The sequence below is a fragment of the Methylocystis sp. genome, assembly GCF_051061225.1.
Taxonomy (GTDB): Bacteria; Pseudomonadota; Alphaproteobacteria; order Rhizobiales; family Beijerinckiaceae; genus Methylocystis.
Map to the genome: position 1 here is coordinate 25,627 of NZ_JBPFEB010000152.1, position 23,161 is coordinate 48,787.

Genomic DNA, 23,161 nt, shown 5'->3' on the forward strand with positions numbered 1-23,161 from the left:
GTGTATCTCCTTGCCCCTCACCCTAACCCTCTCCCCGCAAGCGGGGAGAGGGAATCAGGGCGTCGCCTTTGCCTTCAGCGCGGCGATATTCGCCTTCAGCAACGCCGTCACGGCGGCGATGGCGACGTCGTCGTTGAGCTCCGGCGGGGGATTTGGATTGGGGAAGCCGCGATAGAAGCGGGCTTTCCATTCCACGACCGTCTTCCCGCCCTCCGCGGGACGCAGGGTCGCGATCGTGGTGACGTTCACCGCCGGCAGACGCTTCACGTCATCGCGCTCGCGATGCACGCCCACCATCCTTTTTTCAGCGTCCCAGCGGGTCAGCGTCTCGGTGACGACGCCGCCATCGGCCATGAACAGGCGGCGGATCGCCTTGTCGGGCGTATTGTCGCCCTCGGCCTCGACGCGCGCGACGCCCGGCAACCAGTCGGCATGGGCGAAGTCGCTCAGGATCGCCCAGACCTTTTCGGGCGGCGCGTCGATGGCGCCCTCCTCGACGGCCTTGAGCACCGACGCCGCATGAGCGGCGCAGGCGGCGCGCGGCAGACTCGCGCAAAGGGCGACAGCGGCAAGGAGAAAGGCGCGGCGCGCCAGAACGGCCATGACCTTTCCCCCCTGCGGCTGGATTACTTGCCTTCGGCCTTGGCCTTGAGTGAGGCGAGGCCGGCCTTGTAGATATCGGTGACGGCCTTCAGCGCCGCTTCGTCGGAGAGTTCCGGCGGCGGGTCGTTGTTCATGAAACCGCGATAAAAGGCGCCCTTCCATTCGACTTCGCTCTTGCCGCCGGCGTCCTTCACCGTGATGGTGGCGGCGTAATTGTTCACCGGCAGCACCTTCACGTCGACATTGTCGATCTTGTAGGCGATCGACTTGCCGGCCGCGTCGTATTTCGTGACCGATTCCTCGATCTTGCCGCCGTCCTTGAGGGTCAGCGTCCGCTTGGCGCCGACGTCATTGCCGCCCGTTCCCTCGGTCTTGGTCACGCCGGGGAGCCAGCTCATGTCCTGGAAATTGCCGACGATGGCCCACACCTTGTCGGCCGGCGCGTCGATCTCGATCTTTTCGACGACCTTCTGGCGCGAGGGACCATGCGCGAAGGCCGGGGCCGACGCGAACCCGGCGGAAACGAGCGACAGGGCCGCTACGACGACAGCGCGGCGCGCAATCACAAAGGACATGGGAAAATCTCCTGAACCTCTTATCGTGCCGCCAGCGCGGCGGCTGTGCACATAAGGGCGCCCACGGGGACGGCGTCAAGGGCGGCCGGGAGGGATTTGCTCACGCCCCTCCTTGCCGCTGTCACACGGCCGTCTTGTCGGGGCGCGATCAGCCCGGCATGCCCTATATCCGCGCCCTCGCCTTTCTTGCCACCCTGTCGGCCGCCTTCCTGTTCCTCGTTCCGGTTCAGGCGCTCGCGCGGCGGCGGGGATGGGCGATCCAGCACGCCATCCAGACCGGCTTCTGCCGCCTGATCTGCGCGACCATCGGCGTCAGGGTCGAACCGCAAGGCGCCCTCCCCGCGGCGGCGCCCCGCTTCGTCGTGTCCAACCATGTCTCATGGACCGACATCATCGCGCTGGCGAGCGTCGCACCCTTCGTCTTTCTGGCGAAAAGCGAGGTGGCGCATTGGCCGGTTCTTGGGTTCCTCGCGCGACTTCAGGGGACGGTCTTCGTGCCGCGCGGCTCGCGAAAGGATATTCCCCGCGTCAACGCCGCGCTCTGCAGCGCGCTGCGCGAGGGCCGCGACCTTGTCGTCTTTCCGGAAGGGACGTCGAGCGACGGAAGCGGCGTTCTCGGCTTCAGGCCAGCGCATTTCGATGCGCTGCAACAGTTCGAGGGCGGAGCGACCGTCGCGCCGGCGGCCATTCTCTATACGGACGGCGCGCGGCCGGTCGATGTCGGCTGGTATGGCGACATGACCTTCCTGCCGCATCTGTGGAGCCTGATGAGGCGCGGCGGCGTGACCTGCCGCATCGCCTTCGGCGCGCCGATCGCTGCGAACGGCAAGGATCGCAAGACCCTCGCTTCCGAGGCGGAGACGCAGGTGCGGGCGCTTCTGGAGACGCTGCGAGGCTGATCGCTAAGCGGCGCGTCGCTCGGGCGCGCTGAAATGCTCGATGTAGCGCGCGCCGATCCGATCGACCGGCATCACCACGAAGACATCCGTCGTATTGAACTTGATGTCCACCACGGCGCCGTCGCCGAAGCGCGCGCCCAGCCGCAGATAGCCCTTGATCAACGGCGACAGCGCTTCGCGCGCGCTCTTTTCGTCGAGCGCGTCCTTGGCGATCATCGCCATGGGCAGATAGAGATCGCTGTGCGCCCGCACCCGCCATTCGCCTTCGGCCCCGGCGTAATGCGCGAGATAGCTCAGCGCCTCCGCATGGGCGCGCGGGCTGACGCCGGGAAAGCTCGCGCAGCCGATCAGCACGTCGATGCGATGCGCGCGGATATAGGCCAGCAGCCCGCGCCACAGCAGCTCGATGGCGCGCTTGCTGCGGTGAGACTCGAGAACACAGGAGCGGCCAAGTTCCAGAATGCGCTTGCCGGCGTGGCGCGCGAGCAGCGGCGCGATGTCGTATTCGCCAGCCGAATAGAAGCCGCCGGCCTTCTGCGCCATGTCGCCGCGAAGAAGGCGATAGGCGCCGACGATCTTCGGCTTCACCTTGCCGAATCTGTTTGTCCAGGCATGGTCGATGACGATCAGATGTTCGCAATATTTGTCGAAGCGATCCGCGTCGCGCCGCGTGAAGGCGGTTTTGGGGTCGGGGATCGCGCCGCCTTCCTTGTAGAAGACGTCATAGCGGAGGCGCTGCGCCTTGCGGATTTCCTTCTTGCCGCGCGCCAGGCGCGCCTCGAGCGAGCCCATGCGGCCGAGCGTTTCGTCGAGAAACGCGGTTTGCGGCGACGGCGGTTGCAGATTCGTCAAGGCGGCGATCGTCCGGTTCATGCCCGAGCTGGTCCACATCCGCAATTCTCTCTCCCGCGCTGCTGGATAAGCATTCACCACGTCTGGGCAAAACTTTTGTGACGCGGCGCGCGGTCGACAGCGTGGCGGCAAGCCACTAGTTTCGCGCCGATTCCGGAGGCGATGATGAATTTGCGGCGTATGGTCCTTGCGGCGGCTTGTCTGGCGTTTCTGGCGCCGCCCGCCGGCGCCGAGGAGATTGTTCCCCTCGCCGGCTGCTATGAGCGCGTCTATGACGCCGGCTGGCTGAAGGCCCATCGCGGGCAGATCGTGCGCCGCGCCACCCTGCTCGTGACCAAGACCAACGTGCCCGAAACGCCGGGCGAACAGCGGCCCGTTCTCGCCGACGCCCTGCTGGTCATGTGGGCGGACGAAACGGCCTTCAGCACCATCGGCGCCTGCTATTGGGACAAGATCGGGCTCGCCTGCAACGCCTCGCTCTCGGCGGTCAAGGCGCCCCTGTGCAAAAGCGGCGAGGACGGCCCGCGCGCCTGCCGCCTGTCGCAGACGGACCCCGGCGCCTTTGAAATCGCCCAGAAAAGCGCCGGCCTCATGCTGACGGTCAGGGAGCGGCTGGAGCTGCCCGGCCCGACCGACGGACGGACCTTTCTCTATCTGAGCCCGGACAACGCCGAGAACCGCAGCTTCCTGCTCCAGCCGGCGCCGGACGCCGCCTGCCGGTAAGCCCTTGAAAGAGGCGCCTTTCGCCGCAAAAGGCGGCTTGCCGAATCTCGCTCTCTGGTTGAGCCTCCCTTGAGGGCATGGCGCGAGCCGATGGCTGGACTTGTCCCCAATATCCACTAGTTTCTCCACATATTGTCTGCCTGTTAATATCCGACACAATATCTTGACGCTGGGTCGAGACTCGCGCAGTTTGGAGGAACAGGAAATGGCGCAACGGCGGACGTTCTTAGGGACGTGCGGCCGTCTGGGGCGTGAGCCGGACGTGAGCGTCGCTTTTCCTGCGTGTAATCCTCGGTTTCGGCGTACCCGTCGCGCGTCCCTCTGGTTCGCGCGTGGACGGCGCGCCTCCTTCGAGTTTGATTTTCGGCGATCACGGCGTCGCTTGGCCGGCGAACGGCTTCGCGCGGGTTTTTGGTCCCGCGCCTTGAGGAGATTGATGAGATGAAGATCGAGCGGCGTTACACCACGGCGGGCGAGTCTCCTTACGCGTCTATCGAGTTCAAGACGACGAAGAGCGAGATCCGCAATCCCGACGGGTCCGTCGTGTTTTCGCTCGACAACATCGAGGTTCCCGCCCAGTGGAGCCAGGTCGCGGCCGATGTGCTCGCGCAGAAATATTTCCGCAAGGCGGGCGTACCGGCTCGGCTGAAAAAGGTCGAGGAGACGAGCCTCCCCTCCTTCCTGTGGCGCTCCATCGCCGATACGGAGGCGCTCGCCGAACTGCCGAAAGCGGAGCGCTACACCTCTGAGATTTCCGCGCGGCAGGTCTTCGACCGCCTCGCCGGCGCCTGGACCTATTGGGGCTGGAAGGGCGGCTATTTCGACAGCGAGGATGACGCGCAGGCTTTCAGCGACGAGCTGCGCTACATGCTGGCGACGCAGATGGCGGCGCCCAATTCGCCGCAGTGGTTCAACACCGGCCTGCACTGGGCCTATGGCGTCGACGGGCCGAGCCAGGGCCATTTCTACGTCGACTACGCCAATGGCAAGATGGTGAAGTCGAAGTCGGCCTATGAGCATCCGCAGCCGCACGCCTGCTTCATCCAGTCGATCGAGGACGATCTCGTCAACGACGGCGGCATCATGGATCTATGGGTGCGCGAGGCGCGGCTGTTCAAATACGGCTCCGGCACCGGCACGAATTTCTCGAAACTGCGCGGCGAGAAGGAGAAGCTCTCCGGCGGCGGTTCGTCCTCGGGCCTGATGTCCTTCCTCAAGATCGGCGACCGCGCGGCGGGCGCGATCAAGTCGGGCGGCACCACGCGCCGCGCGGCCAAGATGGTGGTCGTCGATATCGACCATCCCGACATTGAAGCCTTCATCGGCTGGAAGGTGAAGGAAGAGGAGAAGGTCGCGTCCCTCGTCACCGGCTCCAAGATCGTCAAGAAGCATCTCAAGGCGATCCTGCGCGCCTGCGTGAATTGCGAAGGTCCCGGCGACGACTGCTTCAATCCGGAAAAGAACCCCGCGCTCAAGCGCGAGATCAAGCTCGCGCGCCGCAATGAGGTCGCGGACAACTACATCAAGCGCGTCATTCAGTTCGCCAGGCAGGGCTACAAGGACATCCAGTTCGACACCTATGACACGGACTGGGACAGCGAGGCCTATCTGACCGTTTCCGGCCAGAACTCGAACAACTCCGTGCGCGTGACGGATGAATTCCTGCACGCTGTGGAGAATGACGGCGACTGGAGCCTCATCAAGCGTCTCGACGGCAAGGTCGCGCGCACGGTGAAGGCGCGCGCGCTGTGGGACAAGATCGGCTACGCCGCCTGGGCCTCCGCCGATCCGGGCATCCAGTTTCACACGACGATCAACGACTGGCACACCTGCCCCGCCGGCGGCGAGATTCGCGCCTCCAATCCGTGCTCGGAATATATGTTCCTCGACGACACGGCCTGTAATCTGGCGTCGCTGAACCTGTTGCAGTTCAGAACCCCCACCCCGGCCCTCCCCCTTGCAGGGGGAGGGAGCAAAGACGGCGGCGCCCATTCCCTCCCCCAGCAAGGGGGAGGGTCAGGGTGGGGGTCCGGCTTCCGCTTCGACGTTGACTCCTACGAGCACGCCGTGCGGCTGTGGACCATCGTGCTGGAAATCTCGGTGCTGATGGCGCAGTTCCCCTCGAAGGAAATTGCGCAGCTCTCCTATGACTACCGCACGCTCGGCCTCGGCTACGCCAATGTCGGCGGCCTGCTGATGTCGTCCGGCGTCGCCTATGACAGCGAGGCCGGACGCGCCATCGCGGGCGCGCTGTCGGCGATCATGACGGGCGTCTGCTACGCCACCTCCGCCGAGATGGCGAAGGAGCGCGGCCCCTTCGCCCGCTTCATGGAAAACCGCGAGGCGATGCTGCGCGTGATCCGCAACCATCGTCGCGCCGCGCATGGCGAGCGCGCGGGTTACGAGGGCCTGCATGTGCCCCCGGTTCCGCTGGATTATCCGGCCTGCCCCGATCCGCTGCTGATGGAGCGCGCCGCGGCGGCCTGGGACAAGGCGCTGGCGCAGGGCGAGCTTTACGGCTTCCGTAACGCGCAGGTCACGGTCGTCGCGCCGACCGGCACCATCGGCCTCGTGATGGATTGCGACACGACCGGCATCGAGCCCGACTTCGCCCTGGTGAAGTTCAAGAAGCTCGCGGGCGGCGGCTATCTGAAGATCGTCAACCGCGCCGTGCCGGAGGGCCTGCGCGCGCTCGGCTATCGTGAGAGCGAGATCGCCGAGATCGAGGCTTATGCCGTCGGCCATGCGTCGCTCGCCAATGCGCCGGCGATCAACACGGCGTCCCTGCGCGCCAGGGGCTTTACCGACGACAAGATCGCGGCGATCGAGGCCGCTTTGCCCTCGGCCTTCGACATCAAGTTCGTCTTCAACAAATGGACGCTCGGCGCCGACTTCCTCACCGGCGCGCTGAAGGTCTCGCCCGAGCAGCTCGACGACCGCAATTTCGATCTGCTGACGCATCTCGGCTTTTCGAAGCAGGAGATCGAGGCGGCGAATGTGCATGTCTGCGGCGCGATGACGCTCGAAGGCGCGCCGTTCCTGAAGGGCGAACATTATCCGGTGTTCGATTGCGCCAATCCCTGCGGTCGCACGGGCAAGCGTTATCTCTCGGTCGACTCCCACATCCGCATGATGGCGGCGGCGCAGCCCTTCATTACGGGCGCGATCTCCAAGACCATCAACATGCCGAATGACGCGACCGTGGAGGATTGCGAGCAGGCCTATCTCCTGTCCTGGCGCCTCGGCCTCAAGGCCAATGCGCTCTATCGCGACGGCTCGAAACTGTCGCAGCCGCTTTCCGCGCAGCTCATTCAGGGCGACGAAGAGGACGAGGACAAGGTCGAGGAGCTTGTGGCGCAAAGCATGCCGGCGCGCGCCGCCAGCGTGTCCGAGCGCATCGTCGAGCGCGTCATTCACCAGTTGGTGCGCGAGCGCGAGAAGCTGCCGGATCGCCGCAAGGGCTATACGCAGAAGGCGGCCGTCGGCGGCCACAAGGTCTATCTGCGCACGGGCGAATACGCCGACGGGCGTCTGGGCGAGATCTTCATCGACATGCACAAGGAAGGCGCGGCGTTCCGCTCCTTGATGAACAATTTCGCCATCGCGATTTCGCTCGGCCTGCAATATGGCGTGCCGCTCGAGGAATATGTCGACGCCTTCACCTTCACCCGCTTCGAACCCGCCGGTCCGGTCCAGGGCAATGACGCGATCAAGAACGCGACGTCGATCCTCGACTATGTGTTCCGCGAGCTTGCCGTGTCCTATCTCGGCCGCAACGATCTGGCGCATGTGTCGCCCGACGACATCGGCCACGACGTGCTCGGCAAGGGCGAGCATGAGGGCAAGGCGCCGGAGGCGAATTCGATCGTGTCGCGCGGCCTGCTGCGCTCCAAGACAGACAAGCTGATGGTGGTGCAGGGCGGCGCGGTGGCGCTGCGCGAGACGCCTGACGTCGTGCATGAGGAGGACGCGCTTTCGACGCTCGGCTGGACCGAGCCGACGAAGAGCGTGCAGGGCGTCGCGGAGAAGCGCGCCGAGGCGCGGATGAAGGGCTATGTCGGCGAGGCCTGCCCCGAATGCGCGAATTTCACGCTGGTGCGGAACGGGACGTGTCTGAAGTGCGAGACCTGCGGGAGCACGACGGGGTGTAGTTGAGAGACCGAGCCCTATGCTAAGGCGCAGTGGTGGTCTCCATGAATGAGCACAACACCGACCACGTAAAGGCTCCGTCGCCATATCTCTCCCGGACGATTGTTTCGGGTGACCCTTATGGTGAGCGCGCCTTTTTCTTCCCTATAAACGCCGTCCTGGAGCTTCCTGCTTCGGAGGAAGGCGCGGATATTCTCGCGGAAGTGCAGGGAGATGACACGCACTATTATTTTGTGAAAGGTAACGATCCAGAACCCCGCGTCGCCGCCTCTGAATTAGTTTCTGCGCAACTTGCAGAGCTAATTAACCTCCCCGTGCCGACTCCGAAAATCGTGCGCCTGCAGAGGGGCACCCTCGTTTTCGGGTCTCGCCAAATTGCTACGATTGGCGAAAAAGTTGATACAGCCGCTATTCTAACTTCGATGTCACTTCCTCCCTCTGGCTTTCCAATCCCGGGCCTTCGGCAGGTGTTAGCAGAATCTTACGCCTTTGACCTGTTCATCAATAACGTGGACCGCCACGAAAAAAATTTCATGTGTTGCAGACACGATGGGCGCTACCGGCTCTACTTGATTGACCACGCAAGGGCTTTGTTTTCAAGAGGATATGACGTTTTTCCCCCGGTAGGTGGATATGGGACGATATTCACAGCCCGCCGCATTCGAGAACGGCACGGATTTGATCTCCCTGCCGCTCTTGCGCTAGTCGATAAGCTCGAAAGAGTTGCTCGGGGATCGATAACCCGGATTCTCGATTCCACCCCCGATAATTGGCTGCCACCAGTAGAAAAGGAGCAGTTCGTTGACTGGTGGGTCAATGGCGGGAGAGCCAGAAAAATGGAACGGCTACGTAACGGCTTATGCGATGGCTCACTCTTATAACTTCGCAATTATTCGATTCTCGCCCGACGAGTTCCGTGGCGAGAGCTTGAATGTTGGCGTCGCAGTGATGAGTCACTCTGGTGTTGACATCCGCGCTTGCAAGCGACTTGAGCGCGTCAAGGTCATTTCCCAAGCGTTGGATTTAGACGCACTTTCCGACTTGCTCATTAACCTTACAAGGGTTGACGAGAGCAATCGTCGGCAAGGCAATCTGACTTTTGAACAACGTTTCGACCTCCTAGCAAAAACCGATACGCTTTCGTTTTCTCGGCTTGGCTCATTCCAAGCAGAAGATGCGGGCACTTACGAAGACCGTATTTCTTCGATCTTGCAACGCTTTGTGGAACCGGAACCCGGTCATGTGCGAGCCCGCCCCAAGAAATCGAAGCTGTTAACTCAGATTCGGAACGTGTTCAAAAAGCAGCGCGTCCTCGCCAAGAAGGGCGAAAATCTAGAATCTCATCGTATTGTTACAGGCGTCGAACTCGACGAAGGTTTGATTGCCGATATGGTCCTCCGAAACGGATCTTATCACGTGGTAGAAACAGTTGACGCTTCCGGTGGAGAAAACGCGTTTCGCAAGGCCGTTTCTGAAATTGCGGTTTCTGCACTTGTTCTCGAACGCGCCCGGATGCGATTCGGCAGCGAACAGACTAAGGGACGCTTGGTTTATTCAGCTTCTGCTGCACTTGAGAACATTGCTAAGCCATCACTTGAAGCTGCGGCCCATCAGGGAGCTGAGCTGGTCAATTGGGCAAGTGAGCAGGACCGATTGCGATTCGTGCACGCCCTCTCCATATTGGCGACGCCTATTGAAACGAAGCGAAGGACAAAGTTTTTCTCTACGCCTGGAGAGAGTTTTTTCCACTAACCTCCCTTGATGTGAGTGCAACCATAGCGGGGCTGCAACTCCGTGCCCGTGCCCGTGCCCGTGCGCGGGGGATAGCCTTCGGCGCCTGTAAAACGCGCGGAACACCGCCCGCGCACACTCCACCGACGGCCGAGCGGCTCCGCCGTACTACGTTCCTCAAAACAAAAAAGCCCGGCCGCGTGCGGCCGGGCTTTTCTCATGTTCGGCAGTCAACCGATCAGGCGGCGCCTGATCAGTAGCTCGCCATCACCGGCGCCATCGGCGCCCAGTTGAGGTGATAGTTCACGCCGACGCGCGCAATCACGCCCTGATAGTTCACGTTGGTGGAGCCGATATTCATGCTGCCCACGCCGCCCGTCGGCGAAGCGCCCCAGGACGCCGTCTGGCAATTCAGGTTGCCGAGGTTCCAGTAGATCGCTTCCGCCTTGACCGACCAGTTGGGCGTGAACAGCCATTCCACACCGCCGCCGACGTTCCAGCCGGACAGGATCTGGTTCTGCCGGCCGCCGCCGAAGAAGCTCTGGTTGAAGCCCTGCGGCCCAACATTCCAGGCGACGTTGGAGAAGGTGTTCACATTGGCGTAAACGCCGCCGTAGGTGTAACCGCCGGTCGCGTAGACGAGCATCGTCGGCATCACGAGGTAGCCGACGCGGCCACGCACGGTTCCGAGATAATCGACGCCCGCGTTGACCGTCACGCCGCCAATGGCGGCCTGCTGCACGCCCGTCCCGGACGCCAAGCCGGTTCCGGCGCCAAAGCCGCCGCCACGGGTCCCCGAACCCTGAATGTCGGTCTCCACACCGAGGACGAACTGACCCCACTGATAGTTGTAGCCGATCTGTCCGCCGCCCATGAAGCCGGACTGCGTGTTGTTGATCGTGCTGGTCTGCGACAGAGCCGCGGTGTTGAACAGGATCGTGTTCGCGAGGCTGGAGCAGCCGCCGCCGCCGTGATCGCCGCCACCGCCGTGATCGCCGCCGCCGTGGCCGTGATCATGGTCGCCACGGCCGTGATCGTGATCGCCGTGGCCATGATCGTGATCGTGATCGCCGTGGCCGTGGTCATGGTCGCCATGCCCGTGATCGTGATCGCCATGGCCGTGATCATGGTCATGGTCGCCATGGCCGTGATCCTTGTCACCGTGGTCGTGATCATGATCGCCGTGGCCGTGATCCTTGTCGCCGTGATCATGATCGTGATCGCCGTGGCCGTGATCCTTGTCGCCGTGGTCGTGGCCCATGCCCCAATCGTCATGGCCGAGATCGGTCTTGCCGATGACCTCGCCGAGCTCCTCGCCAATCTTCTTGAAGCCCTTGCCGAACTTGAAGTGGGAGTCGCCGTCGTTCTGGAAAAAGTCGTTCGCGGCGTAGCGCTCTCCGGTGTGGACACGGGCGCTGGCCGTGCCGTCGACGCCCATCGCGGCGAGCTGGTCGCTCACGCCGCCGAGCACGTTGCTGGCCTGGGGCTTCGGCGGGCCCGGGGGCTTGGGCGGGCAAGGCGTGCCCGGCACGCCGACGGGAACGCCATAGGCCGTGTTGCGGATGGCGTCGTTGGTTCCGAAATTATAGCCGGCGTTGAGACCGCCATACAGGCCGCTCCAGAGCGGCGGCGGCGGCGGCGGGGGCGGCGGGGGAGCCTTGCGGTAGGGAAGATCCGCCGCAAACGCGGAATTCGCGAGAATCGCCAGCGAGGCGACCGATGAGAAAAGCTTTTTCATTGGTGAACGCACCGGGTTCGAAAGAGGGCCGGAAGCTCCATGCGGCGCTTCTGTCACACATCAGGATTGAAAACGGTGCGTACAGTCAAAAGAAATGTAACCATGATTTTGCATTGACCGTTACCTGTGATCCGAAAGTCACAAATTCGGCCTCAAATTAGCCAAACCGGGGCAAGGTCGGCGTTCAGGACGCGGCGCGCTGTGGAAAAAACACGCGGCGCGCGCTTGCCATTTGACAGGAAGGGCTCAGTCGGGCGCGAGAATCAGCCAGTGATTCTGCGCTCGGCGGACGCGCTGTTGGGGCGTCTCGCCGCCATTACGGGCTCGATATTCGGCATTTGACGAAATTGTCACGCTCGCGCCAGCTTCCTGGCGCGCGCCGGGCGTCACGCCACGTTCACCAGCCGATACACGAAGGCGTTGGCGTCCTTCCGGCTCACCCAGACGCATTCCGGCGGCGCGGCGCCCTGATCCTTAAGCGCAACCGCCCAGGGCCGCCCCATGAGCGCCTGTTCGCCGGCGTCCCAGACGATCCAGCCGAAATCGGGGTCCCGCAAAATCCAGATGTCCTTGTCGGCCCGACGATAGCGCGGGGAGCCATCGGCCGCGGGCGCCTGTGGCAGGAAGCGATAGACGGCGCCGTCGCTCAACCGATGCATTTCAATACAGGGCAACGGACGTCTCCGTCAGGGAATATCTCATGTAACGAGAGTCAACTGCTTTGCAGCGCGTGTCACGCCCGTATAAAGCCAGCGCGCCCGATGTTCACGGAAGGCGAACGACTCGTCAAACAGCGTGACACTGTCCCATTGCGACCCCTGCGCCTTGTGCACGGTGAGCGCATAACCGAAATCGAATTCATCCGAGTCCTTGCGCAGCGCATAGGGAATCTCCCCCTCCCCGCCCTCGAAGAATTGCGGAATGACCGAGACGCGCTGGAATTTCCCCGCTTCACCCTCCTCCGGCGTCACCAGCATTCTGATCTTGCCCCGCCGCAGCGCGCCGGCGCTTTTCACGGTGAACAGCGCGCCGTTGAGCAGGCCCTTCTTGCGATTGTTCCGCAGGCACACGAGCTTCTCGCCGGATTGCGGAAACACGCCGGTGAATCCGCGCAGCTCGCGCAGCCGGCCGTTATAGGCGCGCCGCGTCTTGTTGCGGCCGACGAGCACCTGATCGGCGCCGGTCACGAGCGCCGGATCGAGGTCGGCGCGGCCGACGACGCGCGTCTCGCCATAAACGCCGCGCGCGAGGACCCCGCCCTCGCGGATCGTCATGGACAGGCGGATGATGGGGTTGTCCGCCGCCTGTCGATGGACGTGCGTGAGCATGACGTCCGGCTCGGCCTCGGTGAAGAATCCGCCGCCCGTCACCGGCGGCAACTGCGCCGGATCGCCGAGCACCAGCACCTTCTTGCCGAATGAGAGGAGATCGCGGCCGAGTTCCTCGTCGACCATCGAACATTCGTCGATGACGATGAGTTTGGCGTGGGCCGCGTCGCTGTCGTCGTTCAGCACGAAGGACGGCTCCTCCGTTTCGGTGTCGGTGGCGCGGTAGATCAGGCTGTGAATGGTGCGCGCGTCCTTGCAGCCCTTGGAGCGCATGACCAGCGCGGCCTTGCCCGTGAAGGCGGCGAAGGCCACGTCGCCGTCCACATGTTCGGCGAGATGCAGCGCGAGCGTCGACTTGCCCGTGCCCGCATAGCCGAACAGGCGGAACACCTGCGGCCCGCGCGGCGTCTCGAGCCAGCGGGCGACGGCGTTCAGCGCATTATCCTGCTCGGGGGTCCAGACGGGCATTGTTCCTCGAGATAGGGATCGAATCGTGAACATGCACGATGCCGGAGGCCGCCCGCCGTCACAAGACGGCGTGAAAACTCGGGCGGCTCAGTCTCCGAGCTGCATCAACAGATTGATTTTGGTGATGATGTTCTCGATCGCGAGCAGCATGCCGACCCAGATGGCGATCCAGATCGCGACGAAGCGCGGGTTTTTCAGGAGTTCTTTTTCGTCCATGGCCAATCTCCCGCGCGCGGCCCCCACCGCCTTTTCGCAACGCCGGCAGCCCCCCGGACGCATTGGCCGGAAATTTACGCTTCGCGCCTAGGTTCGAAAAAGCCGGAAATCAGACAATGAGCGGCGGATATGGACCTTTCTGCCTACCTCGCCGCGAAGTTGCAGGCCCAACTGCTGGCGCCCGGGTCGCATTTTTCAGTCTATGCGCTTGCCGCCGGCTTCCTGCTGGGTTTCAGCTATCTCGCCTGGAGCCGGAAACGCCGGCGCGGCCATGTGGGGCTGAAGCCGCTGGCGCGGGCCTTTCTCTCGCGCCGGCTGCTCACGCACCGCTCCACCCGCGCGGACATCCTGTATTTCTTCGTCAATGTGTTCGTGACCGTCTTCCTGATCGGCTGGGCCTGCCTGACGAGCGTGGAGGTCGTCGACGCGGTGCAGGACGCGCTCACCGGCGCCTTTGGCGCGCGCACGGCGACGGCCGCGCCCGAATGGGCGGCGCGCGGCCTCGTCACCCTGGTCGTCTTTCTCGCCATGGAATTCGGCTACTGGCTCGACCATTACCTCAAGCATCGCATCCCCGTCCTGTGGGAGACGCACAAGACGCACCACACAGCCGAACGGCTGACGCCCTTCACCGTCTGGCGCGTCCATCCGCTCGATTCGCTCCTGTTCTCGAATATCGTTGCGCTCTCCGTCGGGCTGGCGCTGGGCGCGACCCGATACGCGCTGGGGGGAACGCCGGAGAGCTTCTCCGTCGCCGGCACGAATATACTTGTGGCGGCATTCTTTTATACGTTCGCCAATCTCCAGCATTCGGAGGTCTGGCTGCCCCTGCGCGGCCTTCCGGGCCGCCTGCTGATGAGCCCCGCGCATCACCAGCTTCACCACTCGATCAATCCGGCGCACTACAACAGCAATCTGGGGAATTGCCTGGCGCTGTTCGACTGGCTGTTCGGGACGCTGATCCTCCCCGAGCGCGAATCCCCGCGCCTGACATTCGGCGTGCTCGAAAAGGAGGCGGACCCCCATGCCCTCACCGAGCTGTTCCTGGCGCCGTTCGGGAATGTCGTCCGCGCCCTGGCGCCGGCGCGCGGCGCTCGTCAGGCGGCGACTCCGCCGATGAACAGCGCCGCGCCGAGCAGCGTCGAGACCAGCGCGTAGAGCGGCAGCTTTTCCTTGAAGCGCAACCAGGCCACCATATCCCGCAAAGTCCCCGTCGGGAGGAACATGGTCGCGAGCCCGCTGGCCACGGCGATCCAGCCGAGGAGCGACACCAGCGCCTCGACCCATCCATCCCAGCGATTGTGGCCGATCACGATGGCCAGCCCCACCACGAGCCGCAGCGTGCCGATCATCGACTCGAAAACGGGATCGTTGGAAATACGGTCGACGAGCGCCAGCGCCGCCTCGCGGCGCCAGAACATCCACGCCGCCGCGAAAAGCGAATAGGCGCCCATGAGCTTGGCGAGATAGAGCGTCGACGGGGACATGCGCCCTCCTGTCCGCCCCCTGCCCGGCGATCAGACCGCCGCGGAATGGCGTGCGGCGGAGCCTTCCAGATAGGCGTCGAAGGCCGCAGCGGCAAGGCGCACGAAAGGTCTGCCGCGCTCCGTCACCGTGACGCGCCGCGCCTCGAGGGTCACGACCCCATCGGCCTCGAGATGGCGCAGCGCCACGCGGGCGTCGTCGAAGGCGTCCGCCGCGAACCCATGCTCCTGCGCGACGGCGCCGAAGTCCACCGAGAAATCGCACATCAGCCGCTCGATCACGTCGCCGCGCGCGAGGTCCTCGACCGAAAAGGCAAGGCCCCGCGTGACAGGGAAGCGATCCGCCTCGATGGCGCGGCGCCAGCCGGCGAGATCGGTCGCATTGCCGACGAAGCCCTGCGGCAGGCGTCCGATGGCGGAGACGCCAAACGGCAGCAACGCCGTGGCGCTGTCGATCGTATAGCCCTGGAAATTGCGCCGCATCCGGCCTTCGCGCGCCGCCACGGCGAGCGGGTCGTGCGGCCGCGCGAAATGGTCGAGTCCGATTGCCTCATAGCTCTCGCGCTCCAGCGCGCGGCGCACCGCCGCCGCCTGGGCGAGCCGCTCGGCGGCGCCGGGGAGCGCCGAGGCGTCGATCAGCTTCTGGTTGGCCTTGAACCACGGCACATGGGCATAGCCGAACACGGCGAGTCGCTGCGGCTCGAGGGAGGCGGCCATCGCCGCGGTGCGCGACACGTCCTCGACGCTCTGGCCGGGCAAGCCATACATGAGGTCCAGATTGATCGCGGTGACGCCGGCGGCGCGCATCATGGCGACGGCCCGCGCCACGACCTCGAAGGGCTGGATGCGGCCCGCCGCCTCCTGCACATGTTCGTTGAGGTCCTGCACGCCGAAGGAGGCGCGGTTGATCCCCGCCTTCGCCAGCGCCTCTACCATCGGCGCGTCGAGAAGACGCGGATCGAGCTCGATGGCGTGTTCGGTTTCGGGGGTGACCTCGAACAGGTCGCGCAGCCGCTCGACGATTTCGCCGAAGCGCGACGGGCCGAGAATGCTGGGCGTGCCCCCGCCCCAGTGAATGCTGACGACGCCGCGGGCGCGGGTCGCCTGCGCGGTCATCTCGACTTCGCGCAGCAACGTTTCCTTATAGGCGGTGAGCGGCGCCTCCTGGCGCACGGCCTTGGTGTGGCAGGCGCAATAGGCGCAGATGTCACGGCAGAAGGGCACGTGGAAATAAAGCGACAGCGACGCGTGCGGATCGAGCGCCCCCAGCCAGCCGCGCATCTCGGCGTCGCCAATCTCCTTCGAGAAATGCGGCGCGGTCGGATAGCTCGTGTAACGCGGCGCGGAGCGTTCGGCGAGAGCGAGAGAGGCCCGATCCATGACCCAATGTTCCTGTGGGGCTGAGTTGCGGGACCTTAACGCGCGGGCCTTTCCCGCGCACTGCTTCACATTACCGCGCCCGCGAGCTTTGGGTTTTGCAACCCGGCCCCGAAAAGGGCAGACTTGATTCGATTCTGTCTGTCCCAGGGAGCTAGCGTCGATGTCGACAACCCCTTCGAGCGTGCGGCTTGGCCTCTGCGCGGCTGCGGCGTTCGTTCTTGCGCCGCTTGCGGGCGCGTTCGCCGCCGGCGAGATCGCCGGACGCTACTCGGTGCTGCGCGACGACAAGGACACGGGCTGCATGCTGACCCTGAAGGGCGGCGGCAGCGCGCAGCTTGCCCCGGCCTGCCGGGACAATGGCATCGTCGTGTTCGATCCCGTGAAATGGGCCATTGATCATGGCCGTCTGGCGCTCACCGCCCGCAAGGGGCACAAGGCCCATTTCGAGAAGGACGACGCCGGCGTCTGGCGCCGCGACGCAAAGGAAGGCGGCAAGGCGGCGCTTGCGTTCAAGCCGATCCCCTGAGAACCGGGGCCGGGACGTCGATCTGAGCGTCCCGACAGAAATAGAGCCTCCCGGATTTCTCCGGGAGGCTCGTTATCCGCCGCCAGAGAGGGGCGGGGAGGAGGCGGCGGAAAGCTGAATGCGGGGCGCGCTACTCGCAGACTTCGACGCGGCGGTAATCGACGACATTTCCCCAGTAATCATAGATTGGCCGGGTGACGGCGTAACAGCCGCCGTAGCGAGGCTGGTAAGCGGCGCCGGCGGCCGCGCCGAGCGCAAAACCACCCACGGCGGCAGCGGCGGCGGCAGGGCCGTCATCATCCCAATCGCCACGGTTCCAGCCGCCCTGGCGCCAGTGGCCATCACCCCGGCCGTGCTGGCCCCAGCCATAATCGGCGTCGTCCCAGTCGGCGGCCATGGCGGGCGCGAGGCCGGACCCCAGAACGCCAGCCACGACGGCGATGGCGATTGTCTTTCTGAAGTGAACGGGCATGGCGGCTCTCCATTCGCGGGAGGCCGTCGCTCAATCCGGCCTCATGACGCGATAATGGCGCGCCGCGCCTGAACGGGACATGTCCACGCCGTTCATCTTCCCGTCAGCTTCGGGAGCCGCCGAGGGGGCGCTCGTCAGGGCAAGGCGCGCCGGTTCAGCTTGCCGTTGGCGTTGCGCGGGAGCGCGTCGAGAAACACCACGCCGCGCGGGCGCTTGTAGGCGGCGAGATGCGCGTGGCAATGCGCGAGAAGCGCCGCTTCGTCATGCGCGGCCCCGTCGCGCATCACGACATAGGCCTTGATGATCGTCGTGTCGGCGTCGCGGCCGGGCCGTTCGGCGGCCGCCGCCTCGGCGACATGGTCGAAGCCGAGCAGGCATTTCTCCACCTCCGCCGGCGAGACGCGATAACCGCCGGCGTTCATCACCTCGTCGGCGCGGCCGTGGTGGTGCATGTAGCCGTCGGCGTCGAACTCCACGAGATCGCCGGAGACGAACCAGTCGCCGCGAAAGGCCTCGCGCTCCTCATCGGGCCTGTTCCAGTAACCGAGCATGAGGCCCGGCTCGTCGCGCCGCACCGCAAGCACGCCGGTTTCGCCCGCCGGCAGCGGCGTTTCGCCGCCCTCCGGCGGCAGCGCCGCGACCACCCTGCCCGGCTGCGGACGGCCGGGCGATCCCGGATGTACCGGCGTCGAGGGGCCGCTGGAGATGAAGGTCGAGCATTCGCTCATGCCGAACGCTTCGTAAATCTCCTTGCCCGTGCGGGCGCGCCACTCGGAGAGCAGGCTCGGCGGCAACGCGGCGCCGGCGGAGAGGCAGTGCCGCAAAGTCGAGAGATCATATTGCTCGGGCTCGGCATATTTCAGTATTTGCCGGTAGACGCCGGGCACGGCCGCGAAAACCGTCGCGCGATGCTCGGCGATCAGGCGCGGCCACACATTCGGGTCCGGATGGCCGTTGTAGAGCACGGCGGACCCGCCCGCCGACAGCGGATCGACGACGCCGACGCCCAGCGTATAGGTCCAGTTGATGGCCCCTGCGTGCAGCATGACGTCGCCCGGCCCGAGGCCGGTCCAATGCGCGCGCATCGGGCGGCGCGCCCAGGCGGCGCGATGGGCGTGGAGCACGCCTTTCGGGCGGCTCGTCGTGCCGGAAGTGTAGACGAGATAGGCCGGATCGTCGGCGGCCGTATCGGCGTAATCGTCGAGCGGCGCGCTTTCCGCGAGCCGCGCCAGATCGGCCCCGCGCAGGACGACGGCGTCGCCGCCATGCGCCTCGCCCTCGAAGGCCGCGCCCAGCGCCAGCACGGCGGCGCCGCAATCCTTGAGCAGGAAATCCGCTTCCTCGAAGGTGAGCTGGGACGAGGCCAGCAGGGGCACGAAGCCGGCGGCGATCGAGGCGAAATAGGCGAGCGCCGCATTGGCCTCATTGCCCATGCGGATCATCACCCGCGCGCCGGGCTTGAGCCCAAGCGAGCGCAGCCCCGCGCCGAGGCGGCGCACCCTGAGATCCAGCTCGGCATGCGACCAGCGCAGCGCGCCCGCGTCGCCGACGACGGTGAGGGCCGTCTCATTGGGGCGCAGCCGGGCGTTTTCCGCCAGACAATAGCGGGCGAGATTGAAACGGGCGGGAACGGGTTCGCGAAAAGAAGACTGTAGCACAGCCCCTTTTTGCATCCTGCCCCGGCATGGGCAAGAGAGTTACAGACGCTGACCGGCGTGATCGCGCGGTTTAGGCGAGTTCGACCGCATCCCATTCGTCGACTGCCATCTCGCCTTCGAGTTCGTCTGCCGGCTCTCCCCGATAGACCGCCCCGCCCATGGCGCGCTCAATGAGGACAAGCAAAGCCTCCCGCCTTGCCGTGATGAAGGCGTCAAAGTCGTCGCTCCTGAGTCGCGCGGCGTCGATCAGATGCGATTGGAGATGGCTGTCTATCGCGTCGTCGGATACGCTACCCTGCTTCGAGAGATACGCGAGATCGCGAGAAGGGGCGTCGCCGCCGATCATGCGGTTTGTCTTGTAACTCAGCGGTGTCTTGTTGACGACGGTGTCATATTGCTTCGGTGTGAGCTTAGCCTTCTCGCACCAGGCTCGCGGGAAGATGTGATGGATGTCGACAGCTTCCTCGAAGTAGCTGGCCTGGTTGAAGGGCTGGCCAGAACGGAAGTCGCGCGCCCCTTCTCTCATGAGCAGCGCATGCACGCCCTTGTAAGCGGCGGACAGACGCGACGTCATCGTGTCCAATCGTTCCGCGCGGAAGGCGGCGCTCTTGATCGTCGTCGGCTCGGGCCCGCCCTCGATCCACGCCAGCACTTCAGTTAGATCCTTGGCAAATCTGGTCTCGATGGCGCCGCCGTAGAGTTCGCCGAACACGCCGCGCCAATACCACTTCGCCAGTTTTGACCGGACGGCGTCAAACTCCCATTTATCGCCCAGTTCGGCCAAGATCGCAGCGAGCGGGACGAGTTGGGACTGGTATGGAACGTCCTTGAACCAGTAGATGTGTTGGCTGAAAAGAAATTGTCCGGCCTTCTTGAAGCCCTCCTCAAGGCGCGCCGCATGGTTTTCATAGGCGGCGAGGGGAATAGAAAGAACCGTGTCGCGCGTGCATGTCACGGGCGGCGGCTCCGTTGCAGGATGCGCCGCCATAACCGCTCTCCGGCGGTCGAGAGTATAGAGCAGCGCCAAAGCCTGGAAGAACTCGGTCGGCTGGAGCCGGGTCAGGGGATGGTCCCTCAGCGCGATGGCGCCCGATAGCCTACTGGCGCATTCTGCCCAACGCTCACGCAGCATGAATCCCGGCTTTTCGCCTGCATAGATGGCTGTGAGCAGTTCGAAAGCGTCCAGCTTCTTCCCGCCGGTATTGACCTTTTCGAAGACGAGGCAAACGGCCTCCCGGCTGGTCTTGTTCCCGAGCTGGATGACAGGCATCTGGTATTGTCGAAACGCGCCTAAAATTTCGTTTTGAAACTTAAACCAGAAATCCATCTTGGCGGCGGCGTCGTGCTTCCAGTGATTGTAGAACCCCATTTGCCACGTATCAGGATCAAATATGCGGTTCGTGGGAAACATGCACTGGTCGTATTCCTGCTCTTCGGTCGAAAGATCACGCACGACCTCCTTGCCGAAATTACGAGTCTCCGTTTTATTTTCCGGGATGCCGATAATCGCTTCGGCGCGATCGACGCTGTCATCCAGCGCCTTCGCCATGTCGATGTAAAAAAAGCGTTTGATGCGCTGCTTTTTGGAATTGCTCGTCTCGACAACCTCCCGGCGCATGGTGGTCTGATAGAGGGACGTTATGCGTTGCTGGCCGTCCAGTATGAGCGACTCCGGCACGACATTGGCGCTCTCGTTTGGAGCCCCCTCGACCAAGCGGGGCTTGAACCGGACCTCGCCGCCGGTCTGCAAGGTCATGATGGCGCCGACGGGAAAAGAGCGGGAGATCGACGCAAGCAATCCCTTGAGGCCCTCGTCGTCCCACACCCAGCCTCGCTGGAAGTCCGGGAGCTGAAGCAGGCCATCGCGAGCCTTTTTCAGAAGATCGTCCAAAGGCTTTTTCGTGCTGTCAAATTCGACGCGGCTCATATCTAAAAATCTACTTTTGGAACGGGCTGCGGCTAGGAGAGAATCACCTCACCGCCCGAGCCATCATCCCAAGCTTAAGCTGAGATGTCGACGACCAAGTGGTAGGCGATGGTCCGGGACCCTCGTCAGGAAACAGCGCTATGGATAGGCTGCATCGTGGCAAAAACCGCCAAGCGCACGGCGGCGCCGCCACCCCAGCGTCAGTCGAACAGGCTCGACACGCTCTCCTCGCGCGCCGTGCGGGCGATGGCTTCGCCGATCAGCGGGCCGATGGGAATCACGCGAATATTGTGCGCGGCCTTCACGGCCTCCGTCTCGCGGATGGTGTCCGTGATCACCAGCTCCTTGAGCTTGGAGGCGGCGATGCGGTCGACGGCGGCGCCGGACAGCACGCCGTGGGTGATGTAGGCGTGAACCGACTCGGCCCCGGCGGCGAGCAGCGCCTCGGCGGCGTTGCACAGCGTGCCGCCGGAATCGACGATGTCGTCGACCAGAATGCAATTGTGGCCGCGCACGTCGCCGATGATGTTCATCACTTCCGATTCGCCGGCGCGCTCGCGGCGCTTGTCGACGATGGCGAGCGGCGCCTCGATGCGCTTGGCCAGCGCGCGGGCGCGCACCACGCCACCCACGTCGGGCGAAACCACCATCGCGTTTTTGAGCTGCCGATGCGCCTTGATGTCGGAAACCATGACCGGCGCGGCGAAGAGATTGTCGGTGGGGATATCGAAAAAGCCCTGTACCTGCCCGGCGTGCAGATCGACCGTAAGCACGCGGTCGGCGCCCGCGCGGGTGATCAGATTGGCCACGAGCTTGGCCGAAATCGGCGTGCGCGGTCCCTGTTTGCGGTCCTGACGCGCGTAGCCGAAATAGGGAATCACCGCCGTGATGCGGCGGGCCGACGCGCGGCGCAGCGCGTCGGTCATGATGAGCAGCTCCATCATGTGGTCATTGGCCGGGAAGGACGTCGACTGAATGACGAACGTGTCCTGCCCGCGAACGTTTTCGAGAACCTCGACCCAGATTTCCTGATCGGCGAAGCGGCGCACATGCGCGCGGCACAGCGGCACGTTGAGATGCGTCGCGATCGCCTCCGCGAGGGCCCGGTTCGAGTTGCCCGCCAGAAGTTTCATCGCGCCCATGGACTTTCCTCGCACCCCGCTACAGACCGCGGCGTCTTAGCAGCCATGCGCCCGGCGAACAATATGACATGGCGATGTAATCCAATCGGGAACCGGCTTCGCATCAGCCAGGCTGGCAGGGTCTCGCGCGGGAGGCCGCGCTTTGATAGAGGAAGCGAACCCTTCCGCCGCGATGTCTTCGTCCTTGCGCCTGTCTCGCTTTAGCTCGCAAGACGGACGGCCGTCAAACCGGGAAATTTGGATGCCTGCGCAGATCAGACCCTTCGAGGAAATTCGCATGCTGTTCGCCGACCTGCCGGGTCCGGACGCAAAGAGCGTCGCGGCAGTGCGGGCGCGGGACGCGCAGCTCACCAAGCCGCCGGGGGCGCTGGGCCGGCTCGAAGAGATCGTGGAATGGCTCGCCGCCTGGCAGGGTGTTCCGCAGCCGGCCATCGCCCGGCCGCTCGTGGCGGTCTACGCCGGCAATCACGGGGTCGTGGCGCAGGGCGTCTCCGCCTTCCCGGCGAGCGTCACCGCGCAGATGGTCGAAAACTTCAAGACGGGCGGCGCGGCGATCAATCAGATCTGCAAGACCCACGATATCGGCCTGAAAGTCTACGAGCTCGCGCTGGAGCGGCCGACCCAGGACTTCACCCAGGCGCCGGCCATGGACGAGCGCGAGGCGGCGGCGACCTTCGCCTATGGATTCGAGGCGATCGAAGGCGGGATCGACCTGCTCGCGCCGGGCGAAATGGGCATTGGCAACACGACCAGCGCCGCCGCCATCTACGCGGCGCTCTATGGCGGTCCGGCCTCGCGCTGGACGGGGCGCGGCACGGGAGTCGACGATGTCGGCCTCGCCCGCAAGAACGCCGCCATCGAGGCGGCGCTCGCCCTGCACGGGCCGTTCCTGTCCGATCCGCTGGAGATTCTGCGGCGGCTCGGCGGGCGCGAGATCGCCGCGATGATGGGGGCGATCACGGCGGCGCGGCTCAATCGCGTGCCGGTCGTGCTCGATGGCTATGTCGTCTGCGCCGCGGCCGCCCTGCTCCACGCCATCACGCCCGACGCCATCGCGCATTGCATCGCTGGCCATGTCTCGGCCGAGGGCGCGCATGGGGCGGCGCTGGAGCGGATGGGCAAGAAGCCTCTGCTCGATCTCGGCATGCGCCTCGGCGAGGGCTCCGGCGCCGGACTCGCCATCGCCCTCATCAAGACCGCGCTCGCCTGCCATCGGGACATGGCGACCTTCGAAAGCGCCGGGGTCAGCGGCAAGACCGAAAAAGCGCCGTGATTGCAAACGTCTGTCAC

Annotated in this window: 21 protein-coding genes; 8 read left to right on the forward strand and 13 right to left on the reverse strand. The window is 64.6% G+C overall.

Annotated features, from left to right (window positions below):
- Positions 1–54 precede the first annotated feature (54 nt).
- Positions 55–603 carry an SRPBCC family protein gene (locus tag ACR652_RS26395; RefSeq protein WP_434509454.1) on the reverse strand — a complete coding sequence of 183 codons (549 nt, stop codon included), beginning with the start codon at positions 601–603 and terminating at the stop codon, positions 55–57.
- Positions 604–626: 23 nt separating this feature from the next.
- The gene (locus tag ACR652_RS26400; RefSeq protein ID WP_434509455.1) at positions 627–1,178 is read right to left on the reverse strand and encodes an SRPBCC family protein; all 552 of its coding nucleotides are present in this window, start codon (positions 1,176–1,178) and stop codon (positions 627–629) included.
- A 134-nt stretch (positions 1,179–1,312) separates the two neighbouring features.
- Here ACR652_RS26400 and ACR652_RS26405 point away from each other — a divergent pair, with 134 nt between their 5' ends.
- Complete coding sequence (locus ACR652_RS26405; RefSeq protein WP_434509456.1) at positions 1,313–2,077, forward strand: lysophospholipid acyltransferase family protein; 765 nt, start codon at positions 1,313–1,315, stop codon at positions 2,075–2,077.
- Between the two features lie 3 nt (positions 2,078–2,080).
- Here ACR652_RS26405 and ACR652_RS26410 read toward each other — a convergent pair whose 3' ends face one another.
- Complete coding sequence (locus ACR652_RS26410) at positions 2,081–2,968, reverse strand: GNAT family N-acetyltransferase (RefSeq protein WP_434509457.1); 888 nt, start codon at positions 2,966–2,968, stop codon at positions 2,081–2,083.
- A 132-nt stretch (positions 2,969–3,100) separates the two neighbouring features.
- On the opposite strand from ACR652_RS26410, the gene ACR652_RS26415 reads away from it, so the two are divergent.
- The 4 genes from ACR652_RS26415 (at position 3,101) to ACR652_RS26430 (ending at position 9,553) form a co-directional block, all read left to right on the forward strand.
- Positions 3,101–3,652 carry a hypothetical protein gene (locus tag ACR652_RS26415; RefSeq protein ID WP_434509458.1) on the forward strand — a complete coding sequence of 184 codons (552 nt, stop codon included), beginning with the start codon at positions 3,101–3,103 and terminating at the stop codon, positions 3,650–3,652.
- 441 nt (positions 3,653–4,093) lie between these two features.
- A complete protein-coding gene (locus ACR652_RS26420; protein WP_434509459.1) occupies positions 4,094–7,807 on the forward strand; it encodes an adenosylcobalamin-dependent ribonucleoside-diphosphate reductase in 3,714 nt (1,237 codons plus the stop codon).
- Between the two features lie 38 nt (positions 7,808–7,845).
- Positions 7,846–8,682, forward strand: coding sequence for a HipA family kinase (locus ACR652_RS26425; RefSeq protein WP_434509460.1), 837 nt, complete (start codon positions 7,846–7,848; stop codon positions 8,680–8,682).
- Positions 8,603–9,553 carry a DUF3037 domain-containing protein gene (locus ACR652_RS26430; RefSeq protein WP_434509461.1) on the forward strand — a complete coding sequence of 317 codons (951 nt, stop codon included), beginning with the start codon at positions 8,603–8,605 and terminating at the stop codon, positions 9,551–9,553. Before ACR652_RS26425 ends, ACR652_RS26430 begins: the two co-directional genes overlap by 80 nt.
- A 232-nt stretch (positions 9,554–9,785) precedes the next feature.
- Here ACR652_RS26430 and ACR652_RS26435 read toward each other — a convergent pair whose 3' ends face one another.
- From ACR652_RS26435 to ACR652_RS26450, 4 genes are all read right to left on the reverse strand, one after another.
- Complete coding sequence (locus ACR652_RS26435; protein ID WP_434509462.1) at positions 9,786–11,270, reverse strand: outer membrane protein; 1,485 nt, start codon at positions 11,268–11,270, stop codon at positions 9,786–9,788.
- 386 nt (positions 11,271–11,656) lie between these two features.
- Positions 11,657–11,944 (reverse strand): hypothetical protein, encoded by a 288-nt coding sequence (locus ACR652_RS26440; RefSeq protein ID WP_434509463.1) that lies wholly within the window; start codon positions 11,942–11,944, stop codon positions 11,657–11,659.
- Positions 11,945–11,968: 24 nt separating this feature from the next.
- Positions 11,969–13,066, reverse strand: coding sequence for an ATP-dependent DNA helicase (locus ACR652_RS26445; RefSeq protein ID WP_434509464.1), 1,098 nt, complete (start codon positions 13,064–13,066; stop codon positions 11,969–11,971).
- Between the two features lie 87 nt (positions 13,067–13,153).
- Positions 13,154–13,282, reverse strand: a complete 129-nt coding sequence (locus ACR652_RS26450) for a hypothetical protein (RefSeq protein ID WP_434509465.1) — start codon at positions 13,280–13,282, stop codon at positions 13,154–13,156.
- Between the two features lie 129 nt (positions 13,283–13,411).
- Between ACR652_RS26450 and ACR652_RS26455 the strand changes: the two genes are divergently transcribed.
- Positions 13,412–14,440 (forward strand): sterol desaturase family protein, encoded by a 1,029-nt coding sequence (locus ACR652_RS26455; protein WP_434509466.1) that lies wholly within the window; start codon positions 13,412–13,414, stop codon positions 14,438–14,440.
- Here the strand turns inward: ACR652_RS26455 and ACR652_RS26460 are convergent.
- Both ACR652_RS26460 and hemN read right to left on the reverse strand, forming a co-directional pair.
- Positions 14,380–14,769, reverse strand: coding sequence for a hypothetical protein (locus ACR652_RS26460; protein ID WP_434509467.1), 390 nt, complete (start codon positions 14,767–14,769; stop codon positions 14,380–14,382). The two genes, ACR652_RS26455 and ACR652_RS26460, sit on opposite strands and share 61 nt — an antisense overlap.
- 30 nt (positions 14,770–14,799) lie before the next feature.
- Complete coding sequence (hemN, locus tag ACR652_RS26465; RefSeq protein ID WP_434509468.1) at positions 14,800–16,146, reverse strand: oxygen-independent coproporphyrinogen III oxidase; 1,347 nt, start codon at positions 16,144–16,146, stop codon at positions 14,800–14,802.
- 160 nt (positions 16,147–16,306) lie between these two features.
- Between hemN and ACR652_RS26470 the strand changes: the two genes are divergently transcribed.
- Positions 16,307–16,672, forward strand: coding sequence for an AprI/Inh family metalloprotease inhibitor (locus tag ACR652_RS26470; protein WP_434509469.1), 366 nt, complete (start codon positions 16,307–16,309; stop codon positions 16,670–16,672).
- A 130-nt stretch (positions 16,673–16,802) separates the two neighbouring features.
- On the opposite strand, the gene ACR652_RS26475 is transcribed toward ACR652_RS26470, so the two are convergent.
- From ACR652_RS26475 to ACR652_RS26490, 4 genes are all read right to left on the reverse strand, one after another.
- Positions 16,803–17,144, reverse strand: coding sequence for a hypothetical protein (locus tag ACR652_RS26475; protein WP_434509470.1), 342 nt, complete (start codon positions 17,142–17,144; stop codon positions 16,803–16,805).
- 134 nt (positions 17,145–17,278) lie between these two features.
- Positions 17,279–18,802 carry a class I adenylate-forming enzyme family protein gene (locus tag ACR652_RS26480; protein WP_434509471.1) on the reverse strand — a complete coding sequence of 508 codons (1,524 nt, stop codon included), beginning with the start codon at positions 18,800–18,802 and terminating at the stop codon, positions 17,279–17,281.
- 70 nt (positions 18,803–18,872) lie between these two features.
- Positions 18,873–20,729, reverse strand: coding sequence for a GmrSD restriction endonuclease domain-containing protein (locus ACR652_RS26485; RefSeq protein ID WP_434509472.1), 1,857 nt, complete (start codon positions 20,727–20,729; stop codon positions 18,873–18,875).
- A 200-nt stretch (positions 20,730–20,929) separates the two neighbouring features.
- Entirely contained in the window at positions 20,930–21,871 is a 942-nt protein-coding gene (locus ACR652_RS26490) for a ribose-phosphate pyrophosphokinase (RefSeq protein ID WP_434509473.1), read from the reverse strand.
- Positions 21,872–22,112: 241 nt separating this feature from the next.
- Here ACR652_RS26490 and cobT point away from each other — a divergent pair, with 241 nt between their 5' ends.
- Positions 22,113–23,144: a nicotinate-nucleotide--dimethylbenzimidazole phosphoribosyltransferase gene (cobT, locus tag ACR652_RS26495; RefSeq protein WP_434509474.1), complete on the forward strand. Its 1,032-nt coding sequence runs from the start codon at positions 22,113–22,115 to the stop codon at positions 23,142–23,144.
- Positions 23,145–23,161 lie beyond the last annotated feature (17 nt).